Origin of the sequence: Companilactobacillus miaonis (genome assembly GCF_036913615.1) — a bacterium.
Taxonomy (GTDB): Bacteria; Bacillota; Bacilli; order Lactobacillales; family Lactobacillaceae; genus Companilactobacillus.
In genome coordinates this window covers 154,546-178,997 of sequence record NZ_JAYKTX010000006.1, presented here as the reverse complement: position 1 = coordinate 178,997, position 24,452 = coordinate 154,546, and the positions used below count along the sequence as shown (strand labels likewise).

Annotated in this window: 20 protein-coding genes and 1 pseudogene; 15 read left to right on the top strand and 6 right to left on the bottom strand. The window is 36.5% G+C overall.

From position 1 onward, the window contains the following. Positions 1–1,227, bottom strand: a pseudogene (locus tag U8521_RS06850) (MSCRAMM family protein); the annotation flags it as partial. A gap of 12 nt (positions 1,228–1,239) precedes the next feature. Continuing rightward, positions 1,240–2,241 carry an Ig-like domain-containing protein gene (locus U8521_RS06840; protein ID WP_334352272.1) on the bottom strand — a complete coding sequence of 334 codons (1,002 nt, stop codon included), beginning with the start codon at positions 2,239–2,241 and terminating at the stop codon, positions 1,240–1,242. Between the two features lie 359 nt (positions 2,242–2,600). Between U8521_RS06840 and U8521_RS06835 the strand changes: the two genes are divergently transcribed. The 3 genes from U8521_RS06835 (at position 2,601) to U8521_RS06825 (ending at position 5,573) form a co-directional block, all read left to right on the top strand. Continuing rightward, on the top strand, positions 2,601–3,191 hold the full coding sequence (locus tag U8521_RS06835) for a TetR/AcrR family transcriptional regulator (protein WP_334332296.1): 591 nt from the start codon (positions 2,601–2,603) through the stop codon (positions 3,189–3,191). 107 nt (positions 3,192–3,298) lie between these two features. Continuing rightward, positions 3,299–4,582, top strand: a complete 1,284-nt coding sequence (gene rpoN, locus U8521_RS06830) for an RNA polymerase factor sigma-54 (protein WP_334332297.1) — start codon at positions 3,299–3,301, stop codon at positions 4,580–4,582. A gap of 76 nt (positions 4,583–4,658) precedes the next feature. Continuing rightward, positions 4,659–5,573 carry an AEC family transporter gene (locus U8521_RS06825; protein ID WP_334352271.1) on the top strand — a complete coding sequence of 305 codons (915 nt, stop codon included), beginning with the start codon at positions 4,659–4,661 and terminating at the stop codon, positions 5,571–5,573. Here the strand turns inward: U8521_RS06825 and U8521_RS06820 are convergent. Beyond that, positions 5,568–6,515: a LysR family transcriptional regulator gene (locus U8521_RS06820; RefSeq protein WP_334352270.1), complete on the bottom strand. Its 948-nt coding sequence runs from the start codon at positions 6,513–6,515 to the stop codon at positions 5,568–5,570. The genes U8521_RS06825 and U8521_RS06820 overlap by 6 nt on opposite strands. A gap of 211 nt (positions 6,516–6,726) precedes the next feature. On the opposite strand from U8521_RS06820, the gene U8521_RS06815 reads away from it, so the two are divergent. Beyond that, positions 6,727–7,347 carry an NADPH-dependent FMN reductase gene (locus U8521_RS06815; RefSeq protein WP_334332300.1) on the top strand — a complete coding sequence of 207 codons (621 nt, stop codon included), beginning with the start codon at positions 6,727–6,729 and terminating at the stop codon, positions 7,345–7,347. Continuing rightward, positions 7,347–9,767 carry a flavocytochrome c gene (locus U8521_RS06810; protein ID WP_334352269.1) on the top strand — a complete coding sequence of 807 codons (2,421 nt, stop codon included), beginning with the start codon at positions 7,347–7,349 and terminating at the stop codon, positions 9,765–9,767. Before U8521_RS06815 ends, U8521_RS06810 begins: the two co-directional genes overlap by 1 nt. Before the next feature lie 141 nt (positions 9,768–9,908). On the opposite strand, the gene U8521_RS06805 is transcribed toward U8521_RS06810, so the two are convergent. Further along, positions 9,909–10,883, bottom strand: a complete 975-nt coding sequence (locus tag U8521_RS06805) for a MucBP domain-containing protein (RefSeq protein WP_334352268.1) — start codon at positions 10,881–10,883, stop codon at positions 9,909–9,911. Between the two features lie 158 nt (positions 10,884–11,041). After that, positions 11,042–12,073, bottom strand: coding sequence for a GntR family transcriptional regulator (locus tag U8521_RS06800; protein ID WP_334352267.1), 1,032 nt, complete (start codon positions 12,071–12,073; stop codon positions 11,042–11,044). A gap of 121 nt (positions 12,074–12,194) precedes the next feature. Here U8521_RS06800 and U8521_RS06795 point away from each other — a divergent pair, with 121 nt between their 5' ends. From U8521_RS06795 to U8521_RS06765, 7 genes are all read left to right on the top strand, one after another. Next, the gene (locus U8521_RS06795; protein ID WP_442886139.1) at positions 12,195–13,487 is read left to right on the top strand and encodes a glycoside hydrolase family 125 protein; all 1,293 of its coding nucleotides are present in this window, start codon (positions 12,195–12,197) and stop codon (positions 13,485–13,487) included. Positions 13,488–13,632: 145 nt separating this feature from the next. Beyond that, positions 13,633–14,742, top strand: coding sequence for an ABC transporter ATP-binding protein (locus U8521_RS06790; protein ID WP_334332304.1), 1,110 nt, complete (start codon positions 13,633–13,635; stop codon positions 14,740–14,742). Between the two features lie 15 nt (positions 14,743–14,757). After that, positions 14,758–15,615 carry a helix-turn-helix domain-containing protein gene (locus U8521_RS06785; protein WP_334352266.1) on the top strand — a complete coding sequence of 286 codons (858 nt, stop codon included), beginning with the start codon at positions 14,758–14,760 and terminating at the stop codon, positions 15,613–15,615. A gap of 172 nt (positions 15,616–15,787) precedes the next feature. Further along, positions 15,788–16,612 carry an aldo/keto reductase gene (locus tag U8521_RS06780; RefSeq protein WP_442886137.1) on the top strand — a complete coding sequence of 275 codons (825 nt, stop codon included), beginning with the start codon at positions 15,788–15,790 and terminating at the stop codon, positions 16,610–16,612. Positions 16,613–16,627: 15 nt separating this feature from the next. Next, on the top strand, positions 16,628–16,759 hold the full coding sequence (locus U8521_RS06775; protein ID WP_442886135.1) for an oleate hydratase: 132 nt from the start codon (positions 16,628–16,630) through the stop codon (positions 16,757–16,759). A 132-nt stretch (positions 16,760–16,891) separates the two neighbouring features. Further along, positions 16,892–18,265: a glycoside hydrolase family 1 protein gene (locus tag U8521_RS06770; protein ID WP_334352265.1), complete on the top strand. Its 1,374-nt coding sequence runs from the start codon at positions 16,892–16,894 to the stop codon at positions 18,263–18,265. A 102-nt stretch (positions 18,266–18,367) separates the two neighbouring features. After that, the gene (locus U8521_RS06765) at positions 18,368–18,934 is read left to right on the top strand and encodes a PepSY domain-containing protein (RefSeq protein ID WP_334352264.1); all 567 of its coding nucleotides are present in this window, start codon (positions 18,368–18,370) and stop codon (positions 18,932–18,934) included. A gap of 106 nt (positions 18,935–19,040) precedes the next feature. Here the strand turns inward: U8521_RS06765 and U8521_RS06760 are convergent, their stop codons facing one another. Continuing rightward, positions 19,041–21,242, bottom strand: a complete 2,202-nt coding sequence (locus U8521_RS06760) for an ATP-dependent Clp protease ATP-binding subunit (RefSeq protein WP_334332308.1) — start codon at positions 21,240–21,242, stop codon at positions 19,041–19,043. A gap of 325 nt (positions 21,243–21,567) precedes the next feature. Between U8521_RS06760 and U8521_RS06755 the strand changes: the two genes are divergently transcribed. The 3 genes from U8521_RS06755 to U8521_RS06745 all read left to right on the top strand — a co-directional run bounded on the left by U8521_RS06755 (position 21,568) and on the right by U8521_RS06745 (position 24,435). After that, positions 21,568–21,834, top strand: a complete 267-nt coding sequence (locus U8521_RS06755; RefSeq protein ID WP_334332309.1) for a phosphocarrier protein HPr — start codon at positions 21,568–21,570, stop codon at positions 21,832–21,834. Then, the gene (gene ptsP, locus U8521_RS06750) at positions 21,834–23,558 is read left to right on the top strand and encodes a phosphoenolpyruvate--protein phosphotransferase (RefSeq protein WP_334332310.1); all 1,725 of its coding nucleotides are present in this window, start codon (positions 21,834–21,836) and stop codon (positions 23,556–23,558) included. The genes U8521_RS06755 and ptsP overlap by 1 nt, the downstream gene beginning before the upstream one ends. Positions 23,559–23,694: 136 nt before the next feature. After that, complete coding sequence (locus U8521_RS06745) at positions 23,695–24,435, top strand: putative periplasmic lipoprotein (RefSeq protein WP_334352263.1); 741 nt, start codon at positions 23,695–23,697, stop codon at positions 24,433–24,435. The last annotated feature ends 17 nt before the right edge of the window (positions 24,436–24,452 follow it).

Genomic DNA, 24,452 nt, shown 5'->3' with positions numbered 1-24,452 from the left:
TTAATTTGTTCTTTTAATGATTCTCTTAATAATTAAGAACATGAAAATCAACAATCCCATGAGAATCAATACCAAACCACTAGCATTACCAGTTTGAGGGAAAGTCTTCTTCGAATTGGCGTTTTGACTAGCTGGCGAACTCATATTTTCTCCAACGTTATTGCTTGATGTTGTAGTTGAAGGAGTAGTGCTTGGTGTTGATGTTGTTGCACCAGGAAATTCTGGAATTACTGGTTGTGTACCAGAAATCTCAGGTTTAGAAGGTGTAACTGGATTAGTAATACCAGGATTCTGAGGTTCAGAAGGAGTTACCGGATTAGTAATACCGGGTTTCTGAGGTTCAGAAGGAGCAACTGGATTAGTAATACCAGGATTCTGAGGTTCAGAAGGAGTTACCGGATTAGTAGTACCGGGTTTCTGAGGTTCAGAAGGAGCAACTGGATTAGTAGTACCAGGATTCTGAGGTTCAGAAGGAGTTATCGGATTAGTAATACCAGGATTCTGAGGTTCAGAAGGAGTTATCGGATTAGTAGTACCAGGATTTTCAGGTTCTTGAGGAGCTTCTTGATTACCTGGATTTTCTGGGTTAGTTACCGGAGGTTCTGTAGTGCCAGGAACTTCTGGATTAGTGCTAGGATTTTCAGGTTCTTGAGGGGCTTCTTGGTTACCTGGATTTTCTGGATTAGTGCTAGGATTTTCAGGTTCATTTGGTGTGACATCTGGTGGTGTCACTGTACCGGGTTCTTCAGAAATTGGTGTATCTTCTGCAGAAACATCGGTTGTGTTATTCAAAGTGATTTCGAATTTAATAGGTTCACTATTGAGTTCATAGCCTTCAGGGGCTTTAGTTTCAACAAATGAATATGATCCAACAGGTAAATCAGTTAAAGCAATTTGACCATTTTCGTCGGTTGTTAAATCACTTTGGACGATATTACCTTCACCGTCTAATAGATTAAAGACGGCTCCAGGCAAAAGTTTATTAACGGTGCTGTCACTCTTAGTTAGAACTACATTGCCTTTGCCGATTGGTTCATCGGTCTGGCTTAAATTCAAATTCAAATTACCGTTATCGGGAACTGTGAAGGTAATTGGATCTGGATTTAACTTGTAGCCTTCAGGAGCTTTGACCTCAGTTAAAGTATAGGTACCAAGTGGTAAATTTCTGATATGAATAGTACCGCTGGCATCGGTAGTTACATTGGTCATCAAGACATTACCAGTACTATCAACTAATTTTTATTCTGCACCAGGTAATGCAGTTCCAGTTACAGAGTCAGTTTTCTTGAAGATAATACTACCGACTTCGTTACCGTCACCGGTACCACTACCACCCCAAGAAGTTTGGGCTCCAATAGTATAATTACCTTCGCTTGAAGCCATTGTAGCGTTGTTGCTCCAGGTAGTCGTACCATCGGCATTAGGTGAGACTTTAACTCTGTAATAAATATCCACAGCGGTAGAAACTGTTCCTGGGAATGTGATGATCACTTTATTTCCAGAAGTAGTTACTGTGGGATGTAGTTGAGTACCATTACTTACGAAACCACCGTTCTCGTAAGAACCACCAATAGCGTTTAGACTATCAGGGACATACGTTTGATTAGGACCAAGCGTATCGGTAATAACTACACCAGTTAAGTCGTGTTCATTAGGGTTAAAAGCAATATTCCAAGTTAATTCATTTGGAATACCATTTTGATCGTAACCTGCGACCCAACCAACTTTGTTGAACATCCAATTTTGTCCTTCATTGGCAGTATTAGATTCGGTACCTTTAGCAATCAAATGCAATGTACCTTTACGGTTATAGCTAGTATTTGCTAAAGCACCGTTGAAGGTAACTGTACCAGTTGATGAACCATTTTTAATAGTACCAGTACCAATTACTGTATTGGAAGAGTTGTAAATTGGAAATGATAGATCACCATTTGCGACTAAACCATTTGGTAGTTCAAAATCGGTGGTGTCACCATCATTGATTTGGATATTGTCTGGAATACTCCAATTGTAATTGACATTGAAGTTTAACCATGAATACAAATTATCAGTAGGACTGATAGGATTACCATTCATATCGGTCACGGTAGCGTCTTCACTAGTCAAACCAGTAATTCCATCAATTGCTCTTGGAGTTGAACTAGTAGTTGATGCAGCCTGAATTGAACCAGACGGCATAAAGAAAAGAAACAATGCTAAAACTAATCCAACCACAGACAAGTAAAGACATGATTTCTTCATTTTTAGCATCTCCAATTTTAAACAATATACATTTTAAAACGATCGTAAAAAATACAATGGGTTCTGCCTTTCAGTTTTTTAACTCATTGTTTGAATAACTGAACACATTCTTTTTTACAACTAAAGTATAAAATGGCAAAGAGTACTAGTAAACTTTTTAGACCATTTATTATTAAATACCGTTATAATAATATTTTTAATATAGACCATTTCTAAAAATGCAAGTATTTCCTATTGTTGGGAATAGACATTTTGACAAGAGAACATTATCAAATTAATACGAAATTTTGTTAAATAAAATATGTTATAGTTGATGTAATTAAAGATAATCCATAGTTAAAGGTTAATGAGGGGATAATATGGAGAAAATAGATCGGCGAGTTCAACGGACTAATCAAGCACTACAAGATGCTTTTCGCACTTTAATGCAGGAAACCTGTTATCGCAATATTACTGTGAAAAAATTGACTGAAACTGCGAAAGTAAATCGCAAAACTTTTTATTTACACTATGATTCAATTGATGATTTTTGTAACACAATTGTTGATAAAGCTTCAGAACAATTTTTGAATATCATTGTTGATCAATCATTGCGTGAAAATTTAATTAAACCGGGCTATATTTTTGATCGAGTGTTCAATCTATTTCAGCAGTCAGGTGATTTTTATAAAATTATGACAACATCTAGTGATTATAATTTTCTGTCACGCAGAGTTGAATTGAAAGTTGCAAATGGCTTTGCGGATGCTATCGAAAAGGAATTTGGCGTTGAACATGTTGATGCATATATCTGTGCTAATTTTTTGATACGAAATACGATGTTGATGTTTCGTTTATATGATAAAAATAAATTTGATTTTGATTTGTGTGACTTCCGTGAACGTTTAATTCGATTGAATGAGAGTGGTTTAGCCACCTTTTTAGATTTAGGACCGCGGACAAAAAAATAAATTTGTGAGAGTAAATACAAATCTTTAAAAAAGCGCTATCATTATATTGGTTATTAAATTACAGGACGTTTTTAAAAGAAAAATTGTATAGAGAGGGAGTGAGTCTGATGGAATTGAAACAGAGTCAGAGTCAGAAACAAACTCAAGGTTTAACTTTAACTCAAGGGATGCGTCAATCAATTTTAGTTTTGCAATCGGATGCGATTGATTTAGCAGATTATTTAAATGAACAAAGTTTGGAGAATCCACTGTTTGATGTTCATGTTGATTTAGACATGCCATTTATTGAGAATAGTAATCATGATTCTTATCAAATCAGAGAAGAGCAACAATCGTTGTTTGAGTATTTACTTGACCAAGTTCAGTTAACGATGCGTAAGACTCCCTTGCGGGATTTAGTAGTTTATTTAATTGAACAATTGGACCCAAATGGTTATTTGACTTTATCGGATAAGGAAATTTTGCGTGAACTTAAAGACGTGACACCAATTATGTTACTTGATGCTAAAACACTTTTACATCAGTTGGATCCTCCGGGGATTGGTGCACGGGATCTGCAAGAGTGTCTCTATTTACAGGCGGAGGCAGATAATGCCAATGAAAGTATCATGTCGATGCTGAGCGACAATTTTGAGTTTTTCGTTAAACATGAATGGAAGCAATTGCGTCGTAAACTGAAGTTGTCAAATGAGGAATTACAAAAAGATGTGGATTACATTCAGTCACTGACGGCTAATCCAGGTCAGAGATATACTTCGAAAAATGAGCAGTATGTAGTTCCTGAATTGCGAGTTAAGAAAAATCAGGACAAATTGACTTTGTCAGTTACCAAATATGGTCAGCCACAAGTCGTCTTTGCAGAAGAAACTTACGACCGGCTTTCTAAGTCAACTGATGCTGATGTTTTGCAGTATATTCATGAAAAATATAATCAGTACAAGTCACTGGAATACAATTTACAGCGTCGAATAGAAACGATTTCGATCATCGGTAAATGTATCGTCAAAGCTCAGTATCAATTCTTTATGCAAGATACCAATGCTTTGGCTCCATTGTTGATTCGAGATGTTGCTCAGAAATTACAATTAAGTGAGTCAACAGTCAGCCGAACAATCAATGGTAAATATATTCAAACTGATTTTGGGATTTTTGAATTGAAACAATTCTTCTCACGTCGTAGTAAGGTTACAGTGGGAAACGAAGAGAAATCAGTTGATCAAGTTAAAGAAAAAATTAAACACATTTTAAAGACTGAAGATAGGAAGAAACCACTTAGTGATCAAAAAATTTCTGATATGCTAGTCGATGATGGTCTAAAAATTGCACGTCGGACAGTGGCAAAATATCGTGAAGAATTAGGATTTCCAGCCACAAGTCGTCGAAGAATATAAAAAAACATCCATTTTTTTGGATGTTTTTTTGTTTTGGCATAAAACTTCTACTAAACTATTAGTCAGAGGAAAAAATATGAATGTTGGACAATTGATCAATCAAATTATTTTAATGTTTGGTTTGATGCTGATAGGAGTTTTAATCAATAAGTTAAAATTCATGCATGCTCAAACCTCGAATGACTTAACGAATGTGTTATTATACGTCGTTTCACCATGCCTAATTATCAACGCTTTTGAGCAGCCTTATTCGAATGACCGGATCAAGCAATTTTTACTAGCCATTATAGGTGTTTTCTTACTTTATATTATTGAGATAATAATTGCTAAATTAGTTTTTGGTCACTTAAAAGATGAAAACTTAAAGCGAATCGCACAATATGGCAGTATTTATTCGAATGCTGGGTTCATGGGAATTCCACTGATCAGCTCGCTTTTTGGTGCGAAGGGTGTTTTCTTTGCGGTTGTCTCTTTGGCAGCCTTTAATATTTTTAGTTGGACTCAAGGCATTTCATTGTTTAAAGGGGAAAAGACGGATTGGAAATCAATCCTGCTCAATCCTAATATTATCGCTATCGTGCTTGGGGCATTGTTATTCATTTTTTCAATTCAAATTCCTAATATCCCCAACCAAATCATCAAATATGTCGGTTCAGTCAATACGCCGCTGTCAATGATTGTTATTGGTAATAGTTTGGCTAATATCAAGTTCACTAAAGACATGTTGAACAAAGAAATTGGTTTGACGATTTTATTGCGAAATTTGATTTTTCCAATTATTGGGATCTTTTTATTGAAACTAGTCGGTGTGACTGGAATTGCCTTTTACACCACAATTATTATGGCTGCCTGTCCAGTTGCAGGATTGGTAGTTTTGTTTACTTTACAAGCCCATGGGGATGCTGCTCCAGCAATTTCAGCCATGAGTTTGTCAACAATTCTTTGTTTAGTGACGATACCGTTGGTTTTTGCTTTAGGGAGTGTTTTATAACAAAGTGGGATCAGCATCGATATTGCGTTGTAAATTGTTTAAGAAAGAATCGATCAAATCCTGTTCTGCTTGATTTAAAGTTTTGTCCGCCTGGTAAGCAATGAAGTAGTCAAGTGAGATAACACTTTGCGGCAATGGATAAATGTTGAATTCATCCGCATTAGGATAGACGTAAATACTCTCTGGTAGCAACGTAACGCCTAGACCACTAGTTGCCAGTTTGGCGGTTGTGAAAATATTATTACTTTCCAGAATGACATTTGGTGTCACGCGATATTTTTGCAGCAAGTAGTCGACTTGGCGTCGAATGGCTGAACCATGAGTTGTTAAAACTAATTGTTCAGTTAACAAGTTTTTTAAAGAAATTGAATTAGGTTCAAGTGACTTCCTTCCTTTTTGAAAGTAGGGAGAAGTTTTAGGAATAATTGCAAAATAACCATGAGTACCGCGATCTTTGACCGTCAATTTAGGAGAAATAGTTTCGGGATTTTGTCCCAAGAGGAAATCTATTTCACCGTTGAGGGTCTTTTTTTCGTTGGCTTCAGGAATATCTTCATGTAATTCGATTTTGACCTTGGGATGATTGCTCAAATAGGAATTTATAAATAACGGCAAAAGGTAAGTTCCTAAACTGGATAAGACTCCCAAACGAATGACAGTATTGTTAGGTGAAGAATATCTCAAAATTTGTTTTTCAAAATTATTTTTTTCGGTCTCGAGGGAATTGAGATATTGATAATAAATTCTGCCAGCATCGGTTAATTGCAATGGCGAAGATTTACGGTTAATAATTTCTATTCCTAATTCTTTTTCGGCATTTTGAATCGTTTGCGTCAAATAAGGCTGGGAAATATATAAGTCTTTAGCAGCTTTCGTATAATTTCCATGTTTCAATAACATGTCTAAAAAACGCAACATATTAGCAGAATCAATTTTTGACATAGTGTCACTCCTTACTTATAGCAAATCACTTATAATCCAATAATTAAATAAATATTTCACAAAATAATGATTAGCGACTAAACTGTAAAATGTAGAAAAATTAAGATTAATGTATCATTTCGTATTAATACTACCATTTTAAGGCTACTTTACGAAATTTTATTTTAATTGAATATTTGTGTAACGGTACACAATTTGAAGGAGATTTGTTATGAAATTAGTTGGAATCGTAGGAACTAATTCTACTGAATCAACCAATCGTCGCTTATTGCAATACATGCAACAACGTTTCGGTAAGAAAGTAGAACTAAAAATTTGTGAAATAGCAGATATTCCAGTTTTTGATGAACCAGAAGATAAAACAGCGCCTAAAGCTGTTCAAATTTTGTCAGATGCAATTAAAGAAAGTGATGGCGTTATCTTTGCCACACCAGAATATGATCATTCAGTTACAGCTGCTTTAAAAAATACTATCGAATGGCTTTCATATACAACTAGACCACTTATCAATAAGCCAGTTATGATAATTGGCGCTTCTCATGGCTCACTGGGAACTTCTAGAGCACAAGCACATTTGCGTCAAATTCTTGAGGCACCAGAATTAAAAGCTTTGATAATGCCAAATGTTGAATTTTTGCTTGGTCGTTCATTACAAGCTTTTGATGATAATGGCAAATTAGTTTATGAAGATAAAGTGAAAGAGTTAGATAAAGATTTTGAGGAATTTATCTCTTTTGTACAATTGACAGAAAAATTAACTGCTAATAGTAAGTTCTTTGAAGAAAATCAAAAATTCTCATGGGATCAAATTGCTAATGGGGAGGACATGTAATGAAGTTTATTGGAATTGTTGGTACAAATGCCAAAAAATCATACAACCGAATGTTGTTACAATTCATGCAAAAACATTTCAGTGATCAAGCTGAAATTGAGATTTTGGAATTGAAGAATGTTCCAATGTTTAATGAGTCAAAAGATGAATCAAATAGTCCTATCATTCAAGAATTCAATCAAAAGATTGAGGATGCTGATGGAGTGATCATCGCTACACCAGAACATAATCACTCAATTCCTGCTGCTTTGAAGAGCATAATTGAATGGTTATCGTTTAACTTACATCCTTTCGACGGTAAAGCTGTAATGATCGTGGGTGCTTCATACAGCGTTCAAGGATCATCCAGAGCTCAATTACATTTACGTCAAATTCTTGATGCTCCCGGAGTAAATGCCAGTGTAATGCCTGGTTCAGAATTCTTATTGGGCAAAGCTCAAGAAGCTTTTGATGACAATGGCGATTTAAAAGATAGCCGGACAATTGATTTTCTAGATAGCTGTTTTGCTAAATTTGAGAAATTCTCTGATATCATCGCTCAAATGAATATCCCAGAAGACATTACTTATCAACCTGGTACCTTCAAAGTTACGGCTGTTGGCCATAACGGTGATTTACCAATGGAAGTTACTTTGTCAGATGACCGAATTGAAAAAATCGATATCGACACATCTAGTGAAACACAAGGAATTGCTGATGTAGCCTTCAAACGAATTCCACAAGAGATTATCGATGGACAAACTCTAAACGTCGATGTGGTTTCTGGAGCTTCAATCACAAGTAACGGTGTGATTGATGGAGTTGCTAAAGCTGTTAAGATGTCTGGAGCTAACCCAGATATTTTGAAGAAACGTAAGAAGTCAGCTGGTCCTAACAAGCAAAATGTTGTTGAGTATAACACTGATGTCGTCGTAGTTGGTGCTGGTGGTGCTGGATTGACCGCAGCTGCCCGAGTAATTCAGGACGGTTCAAAAGCAATCGTAGTTGAAAAATTCCCAGCAGTGGGTGGAAATACTGTTCGTGCCGGTGGTCCAATGAACGCGGCAGACCCTGAGTGGCAAAATAAATTCCAAGAGATTCCTGGTGAGCGTCACACTTTGAAGGAAATCATGGAAATTGATGAATCCACAATTGACAGTGAATATTTGGCTGATTTTCAAGCTTTGAAGAAACAAATCGCTGAATATTTGAAAGAAAACGAAGACAAAAAAGCTTATCTCTTCGATTCAAAACTTTTGCACCGAATTCAAACTTATCTCGGTGGAAAAAGAACTGATCTCAATGGCAACAAGATCTATGGTCAATATGACTTAGTCAAAGTATTGACAGACCACGCTTTAGAGTCAGTTAAATGGCTTGAAGACATTGGCGTTAAATTTGATAAGACGCAAGTGACAATGCCAGTTGGTGCTCTTTGGAGACGTGGACATAAGCCACTTGGCAGTCAAGGATTTGCTTTTATCCAAGCTTTGAAGAAATTTGTTGAAGATCACGATAGTAAAATTATCACTGATACTGCCGTTAAGCAATTGATCATTGAAGATGGCAAAGTTTCTGGTGTTATTGCTAGAAGTTCTGATGGTAAGAAAGTTATCGTTCATGCTAAAGCAGTTATTTTAGCTTCAGGTGGTTTCGGTGCTAATACAAAGATGTTGAAACAGTACAACACTTATTGGTCAAATATCGATGACAACATCAAGACAACTAATTCACCAGCTATTACTGGTGACGGAATTCGTTTGGGATTAAGTGCTGGTGCCAAATTAGTTGGTATGGGCTTCTCACAAATGATGCCAGTGTCAGATCCAGAGACTGGTGAACTCTTTAGTGGTTTGCAAGTTCCACCACAGAACTTTGTGATGGTTAACCAAAAGGGTAAACGTTTTGTTAACGAATATGGTAGTCGTGATGAATTGACTAAGGCTGCTATCGATAATGGAAGTTTGTTCTATTTGATTGCTGATGACAAGATCAAAGAAACTGCTTATAATACCAGCCAAGCTCAAATCGACAAACAAGTTGAACAAGGTACCTTGTATCGTGATGACACGCTAGAAGGTTTAGCTAAGCAACTCGGAATGAATCCTGATACTTTTGTTGATACGATCAATAAGTACAATTCATATGTTGATGCAGGTGAAGATCCAGAATTCCACAAGAGCGCTTTTGATTTGAAGGTTAAAGTGGCACCATTTTATGCCACACCAAGAAAGCCAGCCGTTCACCATACAATGGGTGGCTTGAAGATCGATACCAAAGCTCATGTTATCAATGAAAAGAATGAAATTATTAAAGGATTGTATGCTGCTGGAGAAGTTGCAGGCGGTATTCACGCTGGTAACCGTCTAGGCGGAAATTCCTTAAGTGATATTTTCACCTTTGGACGTATTGCCGCAAATAATGCTTTAGAAGATATGTAAAGATTTTTATAAAACAAAAGAAGCTGAATTAATGCATGTAGCGCTAATTCAGCTTCTTTATTTAGTTTTAGAGTTAAATAGAATAAATAAAAGCGTCTTTTAGTAGTCAATAATTGATTACCAAAAGATGCTTTTGCTTTCTTATAGATTTAGATATTTGCTTTCAACGTAATAACCGTCATCTAGTTGTGCCCAGACGCTGTAGTTGTCTAATTGAACTAATTTGTTTACAAAGACTTGTTGGTCACCTTTGAAGCGTTGATTGTCCATATCTCCATAAGGAGTCTTCCAAGCAGTGATGTATTGATCAGAGTAGTAGAGGACTTTGACGTTGCGATTAATATTCATACTGTCAATCACTGAATAAGTGTAGCTAATGTCACTGACACTTTCGTTGAGCGGACTGGTCAACATTTCTTGTTTCGTTGTTGGACGATTGATTATTTCAGTAGTAATTTTTTCTGAACTAGGAACCCAAGTGTTACCACCTAAGTTATACCAAATGAGATTGTTGTAAGTTTCCGACACGGCGCCAAAGACTTTCCAAGATGTTCCATAAGGCAGCTTTTTGTCGAGTGGTTGTTTACTCAATGGTTCGTTGAAGACGTTAGTATTATTTTTTGTCTTAACGTATAAATTCTTTTGAATCTTTAGTTCACGAACTGGTCTGACGTTATAAATGTATTCCTGCTCTTGAACTTTGTCGGTAAACTGTCCAGAAGCATTCTTAGGTGTGTGGATCAAAAAATGATTGGCTTCTTGCAAAGGATGTGAGTCAAAACTTTGATTTAATTTACCTTCTAAATATTGTGGATCAGAAATTAATTGACCGTGGGAGTTTCGGTGATAGATGATCACTGGAGCCGAGAGCTGATTGACATAAACTAAATAAATTCCGTCAGAATTAGGGATGAAAGTTTGTTGGAAGTTATTCACAGAGGATAGAACGTAACCTGGAATTTCTTGCCAAGGAATGTCCAATTTATCCAAATAATGACCTTTGATGGTCTTAGACTTAGCAATTTCATGTCCCAAAGAATCAACGTAATGAATTTTGATTTTCACATCATCACGAGCAATTTTTTTAACTTTAGGTGATAGTACGTCATTTTCCATAGTTTTTTCCCCGTTATGGGAAAAGTGGTGGCGAGTATGTTTTTTTCCCATAAAATTCCCTTCTAACATTAAATTAGTGTCATTCTAACATAGAAGATTTACGGGAATAGCCTTTCTGTTGGTATCTTAAAAATGTTTAAAAGAAAGTAAAGGAAATTTTAAGATTTATCCGAATCACGCTTGATCAATTTCACCGGAATGATGGTTTGTGGCGGAATATTTTGCTTAGGTGCCTCAATTAGTTGGAGTAATAATTTGGCGGCACTAGTTCCTAAAGCAACAAAATTTTGTTCAATGGTAGTTAAAGCGGGATAACTTAAAGTACTGGCTTGAATGTTGTCAAAACCAATAACAGAAACATCCTCAGGAATCTTGATACCACATTGATGTAATTGATTCATGATTCTGATAGCGACGACATCATTTTGGGCGACGATGCCATCAATTTTTTTAGTCTTGATATCGGCGATCAAAGCAGAAATATCGTGTTCTTTAATGTTGAACAAAATTGAAGTGATCGATTTTTGAGTTTGAACCGCACTTAAAAAACCAAAGTAGCGTGAACGGACGGACGAATCGCTGATACTGTCTTCATTGGTCACGAAAGCGAGTTTTTGTAAACCCGATCGTAATAAAGTGGTCGTGGCTAGTTTTCCACCGTTAAAATTATCACAAGTTACGCAGGGAATCGGTAAGTCGTCAAAAGACTTGTCTAAGATAACAATTGGGATTTTATCTAGAAATAACTTGGTAATAACTTTTAGGTCATTCGTTAGGGACTCGACATAATAAATGATTCCTTTTGCTTGATTGATTCTTGATAGTGGGAAGTTACGGAATTTTTGATTAGTAACGGTCGTGATTTGAAAATTTCGTTGTTCATTGAAAACTTGTAATAGGCCACTAGTGTAATCGCCGAATTCAGCATTATTGGCAAAAGGGATGACAAATAAGATCTCATTTTTAATTTCCGTAAGATGATCCTTTTGGACGATTGTACCAACACCGGCTTGACGACTGACGAGTCCATCATTTTCTAATTCAGTTAGCGCCCGTTTAGAGGTGATACGACTGACGGAATATTCTTTAGCCAATTGGTTTTCACTGGGAAGTTTATCACCGACGTTTATTTGGTGATTTAAAATTTTATTTTTTAAGGATTGGTATATCAATTTATACTTTGGTTCCATGGCAAGCCATCCTTTCTAATACTACTAATATAGCATATCTGGAAATAAAAGTTACTAGTTTTTTGAAAACGATTGCATTATACTATTAGTGAAAATGATATATCAATTGGAGGAACAAATTTTGAATAAACAAACTATTTCACCAGCAGTAAAGCAATTTATGGATAGCGTTACTCAAAAGGCCGGAGTTAAGCATGCTGACTGGAGTAAAGTTTTCAATGTCACTTACGCTAACACTTTAGAAACGACAGTTAAGAAAATTGCCGATGACGATATTTTTATATTGACTGGCGACATTCCAGCGATGTGGCAACGGGATTCAACTTGTCAAGTCCGTCCATACTTGGTGATGGCACAAAAGATACCTGAGATATCTGATTTTATCCGTGGAGTCGTTAAACGCCAATTTTTCAACATGAATCACGATCCGTATGCTAATGCGTTCAATAGCGAACCTAACAATGCCGGGCATCACAAAGACCATACAGAAATGACGCCCTGGATTTGGGAACGCAAGTTTGAAATTGATTCACTGTGTTTCCCGGTCCAACTGGCCTACTTACTCTATAAGAATACTGGTCGAGTTGACCAATTTGATGAGAGTTTTGTCAGTGGGATTGAGAAATTATTGCATGTGTTTGAAACTGAACAGTGTCACGCAACTAGGTCACCTTATCGTTTCCAAAGAGATGAAGACCGTCCGGAAGATACTTTAACCAATGATGGTATGGGGTCACCGGTTAAAGAAACTGGGATGATCTGGTCAGGCTTTAGACCCAGTGACGATGCTTGCGTCTATGGTTATTTAGTTCCAGCCAACATGTTTGCTGTTTTAGTTTTGGATTATATTCAAGAAATTTTTAGTTCTGTTTTGGATGATCCTGAAATTGTCGATCAAGCTAAGAATATTCAAACTAAAGTTCGAACTGGAATTGAAAAGTATGGAACAACGACTAATCAAGCTGGAGAAAGAATTTATGCATATGAAACTGATGGGTTAGGGCATTATTTAGTTATGGATGATGGCAATGTTCCCAATCTTTTGAGCACGCCATATTTACACTACACGTCGATGGATGATCCAACTTATTTGAATACTCGTAAAACGATTTTGAGTACTGAGAATCCATACTATTATGCAGGTAAATTTGGTCAAGGGTTAGGTAGTCCGCATACTCCAAAAAATTATATTTGGCACATTGCTCTGGTAATTCAGGGTTTGACTCAACCTGATAAGGCAGTTAAGGCAAAATTGTTAGATAAGATGGTCAATACGACAGCAGGAACGAATATGATGCACGAAGGTTTTGATGTCGATGATCCGACTAAATATACTCGTGAATGGTTCTCATGGGCTAATATGATGTATTGCGAACTATTTTTGAATTATTTTGATTATCAAATTAAAGAATAAATCTCATTTAAATTTAGTTTTTAGTAAAAGTGCACAAAAATGTTGATAGTTTTTAGTTGTTTTGTAATAACAATGAAAGCGCTTTTAAAATACAATGTATTTATGAATTAGAGTTAATAACTAAATGTTGAGAGGGTTTAATAATATGGTAGAAATTGATTTAAATCACATTTATAAGAGATATCCTAATGCTGAAAAAGATAATTATGCTGTTTCTGATTTCGATTTACACATTAAGGATAAGGAATTTATCGTCTTCGTTGGACCTTCAGGTTGTGGTAAATCAACAACTTTACGTATGATTGCTGGACTTGAAGACATTACAAAAGGTGAATTACTGATCAATGGTAAGTATGAAAATGATACTGCACCAAAAGATCGTGATATCGCTATGGTTTTCCAAAACTATGCTCTGTATCCACATATGACCGTTTTTGATAACATGGCCTTTGGTTTGAAACTTCGTAAATATGATAAGGATACAATTAAGACAAAGGTTGATCACGCCGCAAAGATTTTGGGCTTGTCAGAATACCTAGATAGAAAACCTGCTGCTCTATCTGGTGGTCAAAGACAACGTGTTGCTTTAGGAAGAGCTATCGTTCGTGATGCTCCAATCTTCTTGATGGATGAGCCTCTATCAAACTTGGATGCTAAACTTCGTGTTACGATGCGTGCCGAAATTGCTAAACTACACCAAGAATTGAATACAACTACAATTTACGTTACCCACGATCAAACTGAAGCTATGACTATGGCTGACAGAATCGTTGTTATGTCAATGGGTGAAGTTCAACAAATTGGTACCCCTAAAGAAGTTTATGAAACACCTAAGAACAAATTCGTTGCCGGATTTATTGGTTCACCTTCAATGAACTTCTTTGATGTTCACTACAAGGATGGTATGGTTACCGATAATGGTGGTTTAAATCTAAAAGTGCCTGAAGGACGTTCTAAGATTCTTGACGATGCGGGTTATAATGATAAGGATGTTACTTTGGGTGTACGTCCAGAAGATATCCACGCTGAAGGCGCAATGGAAGAGACATTCCCAGAAGCAACAGTTGAAAGTAAGGTTGTGGTTTCTGAATTGCTAGGTGCAACATCAATGCTTTATTCAAAGGTTGATGACACAGAATTTGTTGCTATTGTTGATGCTCGTGACTATCACGAACCAGGCGCTACAGTACGTCTAACATTTGATTTGAACAAGGCACATTTCTTTGATGAAAAGACCACAGACGCAATCGAATAAATAGGTGGTTAAAGTATGCTGGGAAGTATTGCAAAGTTATTGGAATTATACCCTGACGCAAAGGTTGTGGTTGAACCAAGTTCTGATCCTGATGATTATAACTTTTTGATTCAAGATCAGTGGATCACAATTAAGAAGAACCATTTAAGTAATAAAGAAAAATTTCTCTTGTCATTAGTCAGTCAAGATAATAATAATAAATCCATTAATAACAACTGGTGGAACTTCTTAGTTCATGAAAGTGACAAAATTCCTTCAGAGAAATCTAACGTTCGTGTACTCCAATTTGAAGTACAGAAGTTGGAATCAGATGATCGAGCAAAAGAATGGTTAAATGTATTTGTTGATACGTTTGACGAGGTAGTCGATAGTTTTTGGATCAACAAGTACACAGGAATACTGATTGAAAAAGAAACTAAGACTAATATGGACAAGCTCGAGGTCCAAAGAATGATTCAACTGATTGATTCTGATTTTTATACGAAAAGTCGAGTATACGTAGGGCAATTTTGGCCCGTCAATGAGAAACTCCCTAATATTTTTGATATGGAACGCCAACTGTTCCATAAGTCACTAGAAATGAAAGACAACGTCAACAACTTGTCGACAGTTATCTTAGATTTCTTGATTGAGCAAAATCTGAAGAATACGGATATGTTTAAATCACTCAAGAAAAAAATCGATATTGATTCTAAGACAACTCAAATGATCAACGCTTTGTACAAGTGTGATTCCAATTTAACTAAGACTGCAAAAGAGCTTTTCTTGCATCGAAATACTTTATTGTATCGCATGGAGAAATTCCATGAACAAACTGGTTTTGATTTAAAAGACCGTGATGATTTAGTTTTGTGTTTTTTGTTGTTGAAATAAGAATAATTATAGAAGTTAAGTGATTGTATAATTGCTTAGCTTCTTTTTTTGGTTGGTGTAGTATACCGTCTTCCATAGCAAAGCCGATTTTGGGGGCAACGATGTAGGACTTTTTCTTTTGTCCAATTTCTCAATTTGTTGTAGTTTATAAGTATTGAGGAGGATTATATTCATGTATAAATTAAATGATGGACAAGAAATTCCTAGCTTTGGCTTTGGAACTTACAAGTTAAATGGCCGTAGTGGCGTTCAAAGTATTGTTTCGGCTATTAACAATGGTTATACGATGCTTGATACAGCTTATAATTATGAGAACGAAGGTGCTGTTGGTAAAGCAATTGCGGAGAGTGGTATCAATCGTGATCGATTAACAGTTACTTCTAAGTTGCCAGGTCGCTATTATGCTTATGATGATGCTATAACGGCATTACAAGAATCACTATACCGAGCACATTTGGATTATTTTGATTTGTATTTACTACATTGGCCTAATCCTAAACGTGGTATGTATGTTGAAGCCTGGCAAGCTTTGATTGATGCTCAGAAATTTGGCTTAGTAAAATCAATTGGTGTTTGCAACTTTTTACCAGATCACTTGAATAAATTAAAAAATGAAACAGGCGTTATGCCAAGTGTTAATCAGATTGAATTACATCCATATTTCAATCAAGAATCAATGCGTAAATTCGATGCGGATAACGATATCGTGACGATGGATTGGAGTCCGCTTGGACGTGCTAGTTCAGTGTTGCAAGATGAAGTGTTAATTAGATTGAGCAAAAAATACAATAAAACTGTTGGCCAAATGATACTAAGATGGGAATTGCAATTAAAGACAATTCCAATTCCTAAATCAGCTTCACCAGTTCGTCAACGTGAAAATATGGATATTTTTGATTTTGAAATATCGGCTGAAGATATGCGCCAAATCAATGCTTTAACTAAAACGGATGGTCGAACAAATAATCAAGATCCTGCAGTATATGAAGAATTTTAAAAATGAGAGTGTTATTTGTTTTTATCGCAAATAACACTCTTTTCCATATACAATCAATATGAATCGTTCATTCAACCAATGGTCAAATTCTTGGGAGATAAGGGCGTGCAATTTACTTACAATACTCACGTTGAAAATGTCGCTTGAGTATCGTAAAGCTGACTCTAATTATATTTCATATAATTCAAGGTTAAAAAATATTTCGTTGTGAAAACGTTTCCCAAAAACACCACAATCTTTGATACAATTCTACAAGAAGACTTTTATAAGGAGATAAAAATGATTAACTTTCCGAAAGATTTTTTGTGGGGAGCTGCTGCTTCCGCACCTCAAACAGAGGGTCACAGTTTGTTGAATGGTAAGTCTGCAACAACTTGGGACAAGTGGTTTGAAATGAATCCTGAAAAATTCAACCAGGATCAAGGGCCAAAGGATACTTCTAATACTTATGAAATGTATCATGAAGACGTTGAAAACATGACGAAGATTGGGATGAATTCTTATCGTACCTCAATTTCTTGGGCTCGTCTGTTGCCGGATGGAAAGACTTTGAATCCTGAGGCAGTGGCTTTTTATCGAGACTACTTTCAAGATATGCTTGATCACAATATAGAACCGATTATTAATTTGTTTCACTTCGATATGCCTTGGTGGCTGATGGAAAAAGGTGGCTGGGAAGCTCGTGAGTCGGTGGAAGATTTTGCTTTCTACGCTAAAACTGCCTTTGAACAATTTGGTGATCTGGTGCATAAGTGGACAACTTTCAACGAGCCAATGGTTCACGTCGAATGCGGTTATTTATTAGGTTTCCATTATCCAGCTATTGTTGACATGAAAAAAGCAGTACAGGTTGGGTATCATACTTTGATGTCACACGTCTGCGCTGTGCGTGAATTTAGAAAGAGTCAAATCGACGGAGAAATTGGAATTATTTTAAACGTTTTGCCAGCTTATAGTCGCAGTCAAAGTGCAGCCGATTTAAAGGCTAAAAAGGATTCTGATTTGTTGAACACACAGAGCTTTTTGGATCCGGCTGTGCTTGGTAAGGTGCCAAATGAATTAATTGAATTGTTAAAAGAAAATAAGCTTTTACCAACCGTTGAAAAAGATGATCAACAATTGATAGCTGATAACACAGTTGACTTCATCGGAATCAATTATTATCAGCCTAGACGTGTCCAAGCACCGACAAATCCTCATTTCCCAGCTAAAATGCCAGAAGATTTGTATGAGCCATATGATTGGCCAGATAAGAAAATCAATCCATATCGTGGTTGGGAGATCTATCCTAAAGCTTTGTACGATATTGCCATCATGATGCGTGATCAATACAAAAATATTCCTTGGTATGTCAGTGAAAACGGAATGGGTGTAGCTGATGAAGCTCGGTTTAAGAACGCTGATGGGATGATTGAAGATGATTATCGAATTGATTTTATGAAAGATCATTTGTCGATGCTTCATAAGGGAATGGAAGCTGGTAGTAATTGTTTCGGATATCATATGTGGACTTTTGTTGACTGTTGGTCTTGGCTAAACGGTTATCGCAATCGTTACGGTTTTTATAGCGTTGACCTGGATAATAATTTCAAACGAACGGTTAAAAAGAGTGGCTTGTGGTTCAAAGAAATGACCGCTAACAATGGTTTCTAAGCTTGGTATAGAATTATTTATAATGCTTTTCGTTGCTTGTCAGGCCTCATTTTCAGTATACTGAAAGTAAGATATCTAATAGATTAAGTGGGGGATTCGATAATGAAAAAAATAATGGGATTCATCACCATTATGTTGTCCATTTTGCTAGTTGGATGTTCAACTAATTCCGCTAGTAGTTCGACACAAAGCAAGTCTAATTCTTCAAAAGTTCTAAAAAATCAGATCAAGGTAAGTGCTAACGATGCAATCAAGCTGTATCAAAAGACTTATCCCAAGACTTCTGTTACTTCTTTAGAGCTGGAAAAATCATATCGAGGACCAGTTTATAAGATAGAAGGAATTGATGAGCAAAAAGAGTATCAGTTGAATATTAACGCTCGTAATAAGAAGATTTTACAGAACTCTCAAGAAGAGCTTGACGAAGATGATCAAGATGATGCATCTCGTAAATCTGAAACTTTGGATGTAGACGATTTGATTTCAATCAAAAAAGCTGCCAAGATTGCTGAAGACAAAATTGGCGGTGGAGTCAGTACCGAATTCAGTCTCGATAAGGACCTAGGGAAGACTTACTGGGAAGTTACTGTGAAAAAGAATAGCACTGAAAAAAGTGTAAAAATCAATGCCCAAACGGGTAAAATACTTGAAGTTGAAAATGATGATTAAGTAATCACTCATTAAAAAACTCTCCTACAACAATGTAAATTGAAATAGGAGAGTTTTTTTGTATACAAAAAGAGCCCAAGACAACTGTCTTAGACTCAAAGCACCACTATTCTTCAGTATCAGGTGCACTATACTTGGAAATTTTAATTTCACCTTTGACAATGCTTGCTTGTAGATCCTTATCATTTGGATGATCTAGGAAGTAATCAGCAACTTTGTCTTCAATTTGTTCTTCGATCACACGACGTAATGGACGAGCACCCATCTTAGGGTTGTAACCTAAATCAACTAATTTATCCTTAGCATCTTTAGTTACGTGAATACTCAAACCTTGGTCAGCAATCATCTTATTTGTATCATCAAGCATCAAATCAACGATCTTGAGAAGATTATCTTTTGTCAATGAGTTGAATTCAACGATACCATCGAATCTGTTCAAGAATTCAGGTTTAAAGAATTCTGATAAACGATTCATGATTGAGTTAGTAGTTCCACTAGCTTCTGCACCAAAGCCGACATTAGCTTCTTGTAAGCCTTGTCCGGCATTTGAAGTCATGATGATGATAGTATCCTTAAAACTGACTGTTCTACCTTGAGAATCAGTTAAACGGCCATCATCGAGGATTTGCAAGAACATGTGCATTACATCAGGATGAGCTTTTTCAATTTCATCTAATAGAACCAAACTGTATGGATTACGACGAACTTGTTCAGTCAATTGACCAGCTTCTTCGTAACCAACATACCCTGGAGGTGAACCGATCAATTTAGAAACTGAATGTTTCTCCATATATTCAGACATATCGAATCTGATCATTGAATCCTCTGAACCAAATAGTTCACGAGCAAGTTGTTTAGCAAGTTCAGTTTTACCAACACCAGTAGGTCCAACGAATAAGAAGGAACCAATTGGACGACCAGATTTGTTGAAACCGACTCTATTACGACGAATAGCTCTTGCAACATCGCCAACAGCTTTATCTTGACCAATTAAGTGAGCTTTCAAATCAGGTTCAAGATTCTTCAATTGGGCTTGTTCATTAGACTGTAACTCGCCAACTGGAATGTTAGTCTTTTCTTCGACAATTTTTTGAATATCTTTTTCACTGACGATACTCTTATCGATTGGTTCGTTTTTAGCGCCATCTTTCATTTTTTGGAACTTAGTTACTTGATCACGGTAGTAAGCAGCTTTTTCGTAATCTTCATTACGAAGGGCAGCTTGCTTTTGAACTTCAGCGTCAGAAATCTTATTATCGAGATCTTCCATATCAACGTGATTGATTTGTAAGTTCTTCTTAGAACCAGCTTCATCAATCAAATCGATTGCCTTATCAGGTAAGAAACGATCTTGAATGTAACGAGCTGATAATTCAGCCGCAGCCTTGATAGCTTCATTTGAGAATTTTACGTGATGGTAATCTTCGTACTTAGGCTGAATACCTTTTAAGATTTGAACGGTTTCGTCAACACTAGGTTCATTAACTTGAACTGGTTGGAGACGACGTTCCAAAGCAGAATCTTTTTCAATTGTCCGATATTCATTTAAAGTAGTAGCACCAACTAATTGCATATCGCCACGGGCAAGGGCAGGTTTCAAAACATTACCTGCATCCATTCCGCCTTCAGCATTACCAGCACCGACAATTTCATGAATTTCATCGATGAAAAGAATAATTTCCTTATTCTTTTGTAGTTCATTAATCAATTGTTGCATTCTTTGTTCAAATTGACCACGTACGCCAGTACCTTGGACTAGTGAAACTACATCCAAGCGGATAACACGTTTATTTTGTAATTTTTCCGGTACGTCGCCGTCAACGATTTTTTGTGCTAAACCTTCAACAACGGCGGTTTTACCGACACCTGCTTCACCAATTAGAACAGGGTTGTTCTTAGTTCTTCTATTTAATATTTCGATTACACGATTGATTTCCTTATCACGACCAATGACTGGATCGATCTGACCCTTCTTAGCAAGGGCAGTCAAGTCAACACCGTATTGGTCTAAGACTCCATTTCCTCTAGGACGACGGCCATTACCGTTACCATTGCCCATTTGAGTTTGTGGACCTTGTTGCTGGAAAGCATTGTTAGGTTGTTGTGCACCGTTTAAGGCGTTAAACAAGTCTTCAAAACTAGAAAATCCACCGTTAGGATTTTGTGCCATATTATTCATACCTTCGTTAGCTTGATTTCTTAATTTTTGATAACAGTCCTGACAGAGATTGATTTCTGTCCGTTGGCCGTTAACACTCGTGTACAAGTGAATCGTCGCTTCATTCTTATGACAATTCTGACAAAGCATACGCACCCCACCTTTCCTTTTGCACAGGATACAACGGTAGTATATAATTAGCACTCGACTAATGCAAGTGCTAAGTCTTGGAATTCTAAAAAAAAATTTATTTAATAGTAGAAATGATATTTTTTTCAATTATCTTTGAAAAAGTTTTATAATATAAACGCTTTCAGCGTCAAGCGTTGTAAGCGTTAAACGGCTTATCACACTTGAGTTATCTCACGATTTTTTGTGCAAAGCCCTTGTGAAAAATTAGAGATAATGGTAAATTAATTAGTGAATATTTGTAGTATATCTACAGAATTTTATATTATATGGTGAGGTATTAATTATGGAAAAGAAAGATTTTCACATTATTGCAGAAACAGGTATCCACGCACGTCCAGCTACTATGTTGGTACAAACAGCAAGTAAATTCAGTTCAGATGTAAACATCGAATTCTCAGGCAAGTCAGTTAACTTGAAGTCAATCATGGGTGTTATGTCACTCGGTGTTGGCCAAGGTGCTGATGTTACAATTACTGCTGATGGTGACGATGCAAGTGATGCAATCGCTGCTATTTCAGAAACAATGACAAAGGAAGGATTGGCAGAATAATGGTTAAAACTATTAAGGGAATTGCAGCAAGTGATGGTATCGCTACTGCTGAAGCATACCTTTTAGTTCAACCAGATTTGTCTTTCACTAAGAAAAGTATTTCAGATGCTGATGCAGAAATCAGTCGTCTTAAAGATGCTATTTCTACATCAGATGATGAGCTTACAAAAATCAGAGATACCGCTAAGGAATCTCTAGGTGAAGAGGAAGCTCAAGTTTTTGATGCTCACAAGATGATTTTGGCTGATCCCGAATTTACAGGTGCAGTTGAAAAAGAAGTTTCCGATAAGAGTGTTAACGCTGAACAAGCATTGCATGATGTTTCAGAAAACTTCATTTCAATCTTTGAAGGTATGACTGATAATCCATACATGCAAGAAAGAGCAGCCGATGTCCGTGACGTTACGAAACGTGTTATGGCTCATTTATTAGGCGTTGAATTACCAAATCCAGCATTGATCGACCATGAGGTTGTTATCGTTGCTCATGATTTGACACCTAGTGATACAGCTCAATTAAATAAGAAGTATGTAAAAGGCTTTGTTACTGATATTGGTGGTCGTACAGCTCACTCAGCTATCATGGCACGTTCTTTGGAATTGCCAGCTGTAGTTGGTACTGACACAATCACTAAAGATGTTAAAGCCGGTGATACTGTTATTGTTGATGGATTAAACGGTGCTGCAATCGTTGATCCAAGTGATGACGATATCAAGAAATATGAACAAAAGGCAAAGGAATTTGCTGAAGAAAAAGCTGAATGGGAGAAATTAAAGGACGAACCTTCAGTTACAGCTGATGGCAAGCACTTTGATATCGCTGCTAATATCGGTACACCTGATGATCTACAAGGTGTTATTGATAATGGTGCCGAAGGTGTCGGCTTGTATCGTACAGAGTTCTTGTACATGCAATCAGATTCTCTTCCAACAGAAGAAGACCAATTCAAGGCTTATAAGAAGGTTCTTGAAGGAATGAAAGGTAAGCCAGTCGTTGTCCGTACTATGGATATCGGTGGTGACAAACACTTGCCATACTTACCACTTCCAGAAGAAATGAACCCATTCTTAGGTTACCGTGCTATCCGTATCAGTTTGGATAGACAAGAAATCTTTAGAACACAACTAAGAGCTTTGCTTCGTGCATCTGCTTTTGGTAACTTGCGTATTATGTTCCCAATGATCGGTACATTGCAAGAGTTCAGAGATGCTAAGAAGGTCTTTGAAGAAGAAAAAGCTAAGTTAGTTAAAGATGGTGTTGAAGTTTCTGACAGCATTCAATTAGGAATGATGATGGAAGTTCCAGCTGCTGCAGTTCTTGCAGACCAATTTGCTAAGGAAGTTGATTTCTTCAGTATTGGTACAAACGACTTGATCCAATACACAATGGCTGCTGATCGTGGTAATGAACATGTTTCATACCTATACCAACCATATAACCCTTCAATTTTGAGATTGATCAAACATGTTATTGAATCAGCTCATAAAGAAGGTAAGTGGGCTGGCATGTGTGGTGAAGCCGCTGGTGACAACACAATGCTTCCATTGCTATTGAGCATGGGTCTAGATGAATACTCAATGAGTGCTACATCAGTACTTCGTGTAAGAAGTTTGATGAAGAAGTTGAGTACTAAAGACTTAGCTACATTAGCTGATCGTGCCGTTAATGAATCAATCACTAATGAAGATAACAAGAAGCTTGTTGAAGAATACTTGAACAAGTAAAACTTTTTGAGAGTTCACATCGTGGACTCTCTTTTTTTGTCTTTAAATAAAGTAGCACAAGGCTTGTGTGGAAGACGGCCTCCTAATTAGCAAAGTATGTTAAACTGCCAATAGTCTAAGAAAATGGATATTGCGAATGAAAAAATTAATTGTCTTCACGCTTTGTTTACTAGTTTTGGTAGGTTGCAGCAGTAAAAGTCCCCAGTCGGCAGCTTTAACTGATAAACAAAAAATTGAAATGAAAAGTAATCAGAAACGCTATCAGAAGCGTTTAAAAAATGTGCCTGTAATTGAGTCGAAGCAAATGCAAAAAGCTCTGACAGCGGTTCCAACAGGCTACAACGACGAAAATATGAACTTCAAGGCTTTAAAAAAAGCTAATCGCTATGTCGTCGTCGCCCAAGTTTTAAATTTGACGCCGATGATTGGAATGCCGATTGCGCCAGAAACAAAAGCTACAGTTTATATTAAAAAAGTGATCAGTGGTAATCAAAACTTGCTTGGCAAAACCATTAAAACTACTTTCAGTGGTGGATTGACTCAAGTCAAAGATCTATATACAAGTTATGGATTTAAAGATCCTAAAGAAATTGTCTATTATCCCAGTGAGATTTTTCCAATCCCACCAATCAAATCGACGGTAATTATGGGGTTAGGAAAGTATTTTCCAGAAAATAAAGGTCAAGCAAAAACCTATCGCAAATTTGGGTTAACTAGAAAGAACTATTATCCGATCACTAATTCTGAGACGACTTTTTGGATTAGAAAAAACGGAAAATACAAATTAAATAATCCGGCCTTTTATGAAAATAAAGCTGCTAAAAAGTATCCCAATATCTTGAAAGTAACAGCCCAATTGAATCAACTTGAAAAATAAGATACGCTATTAGTTAT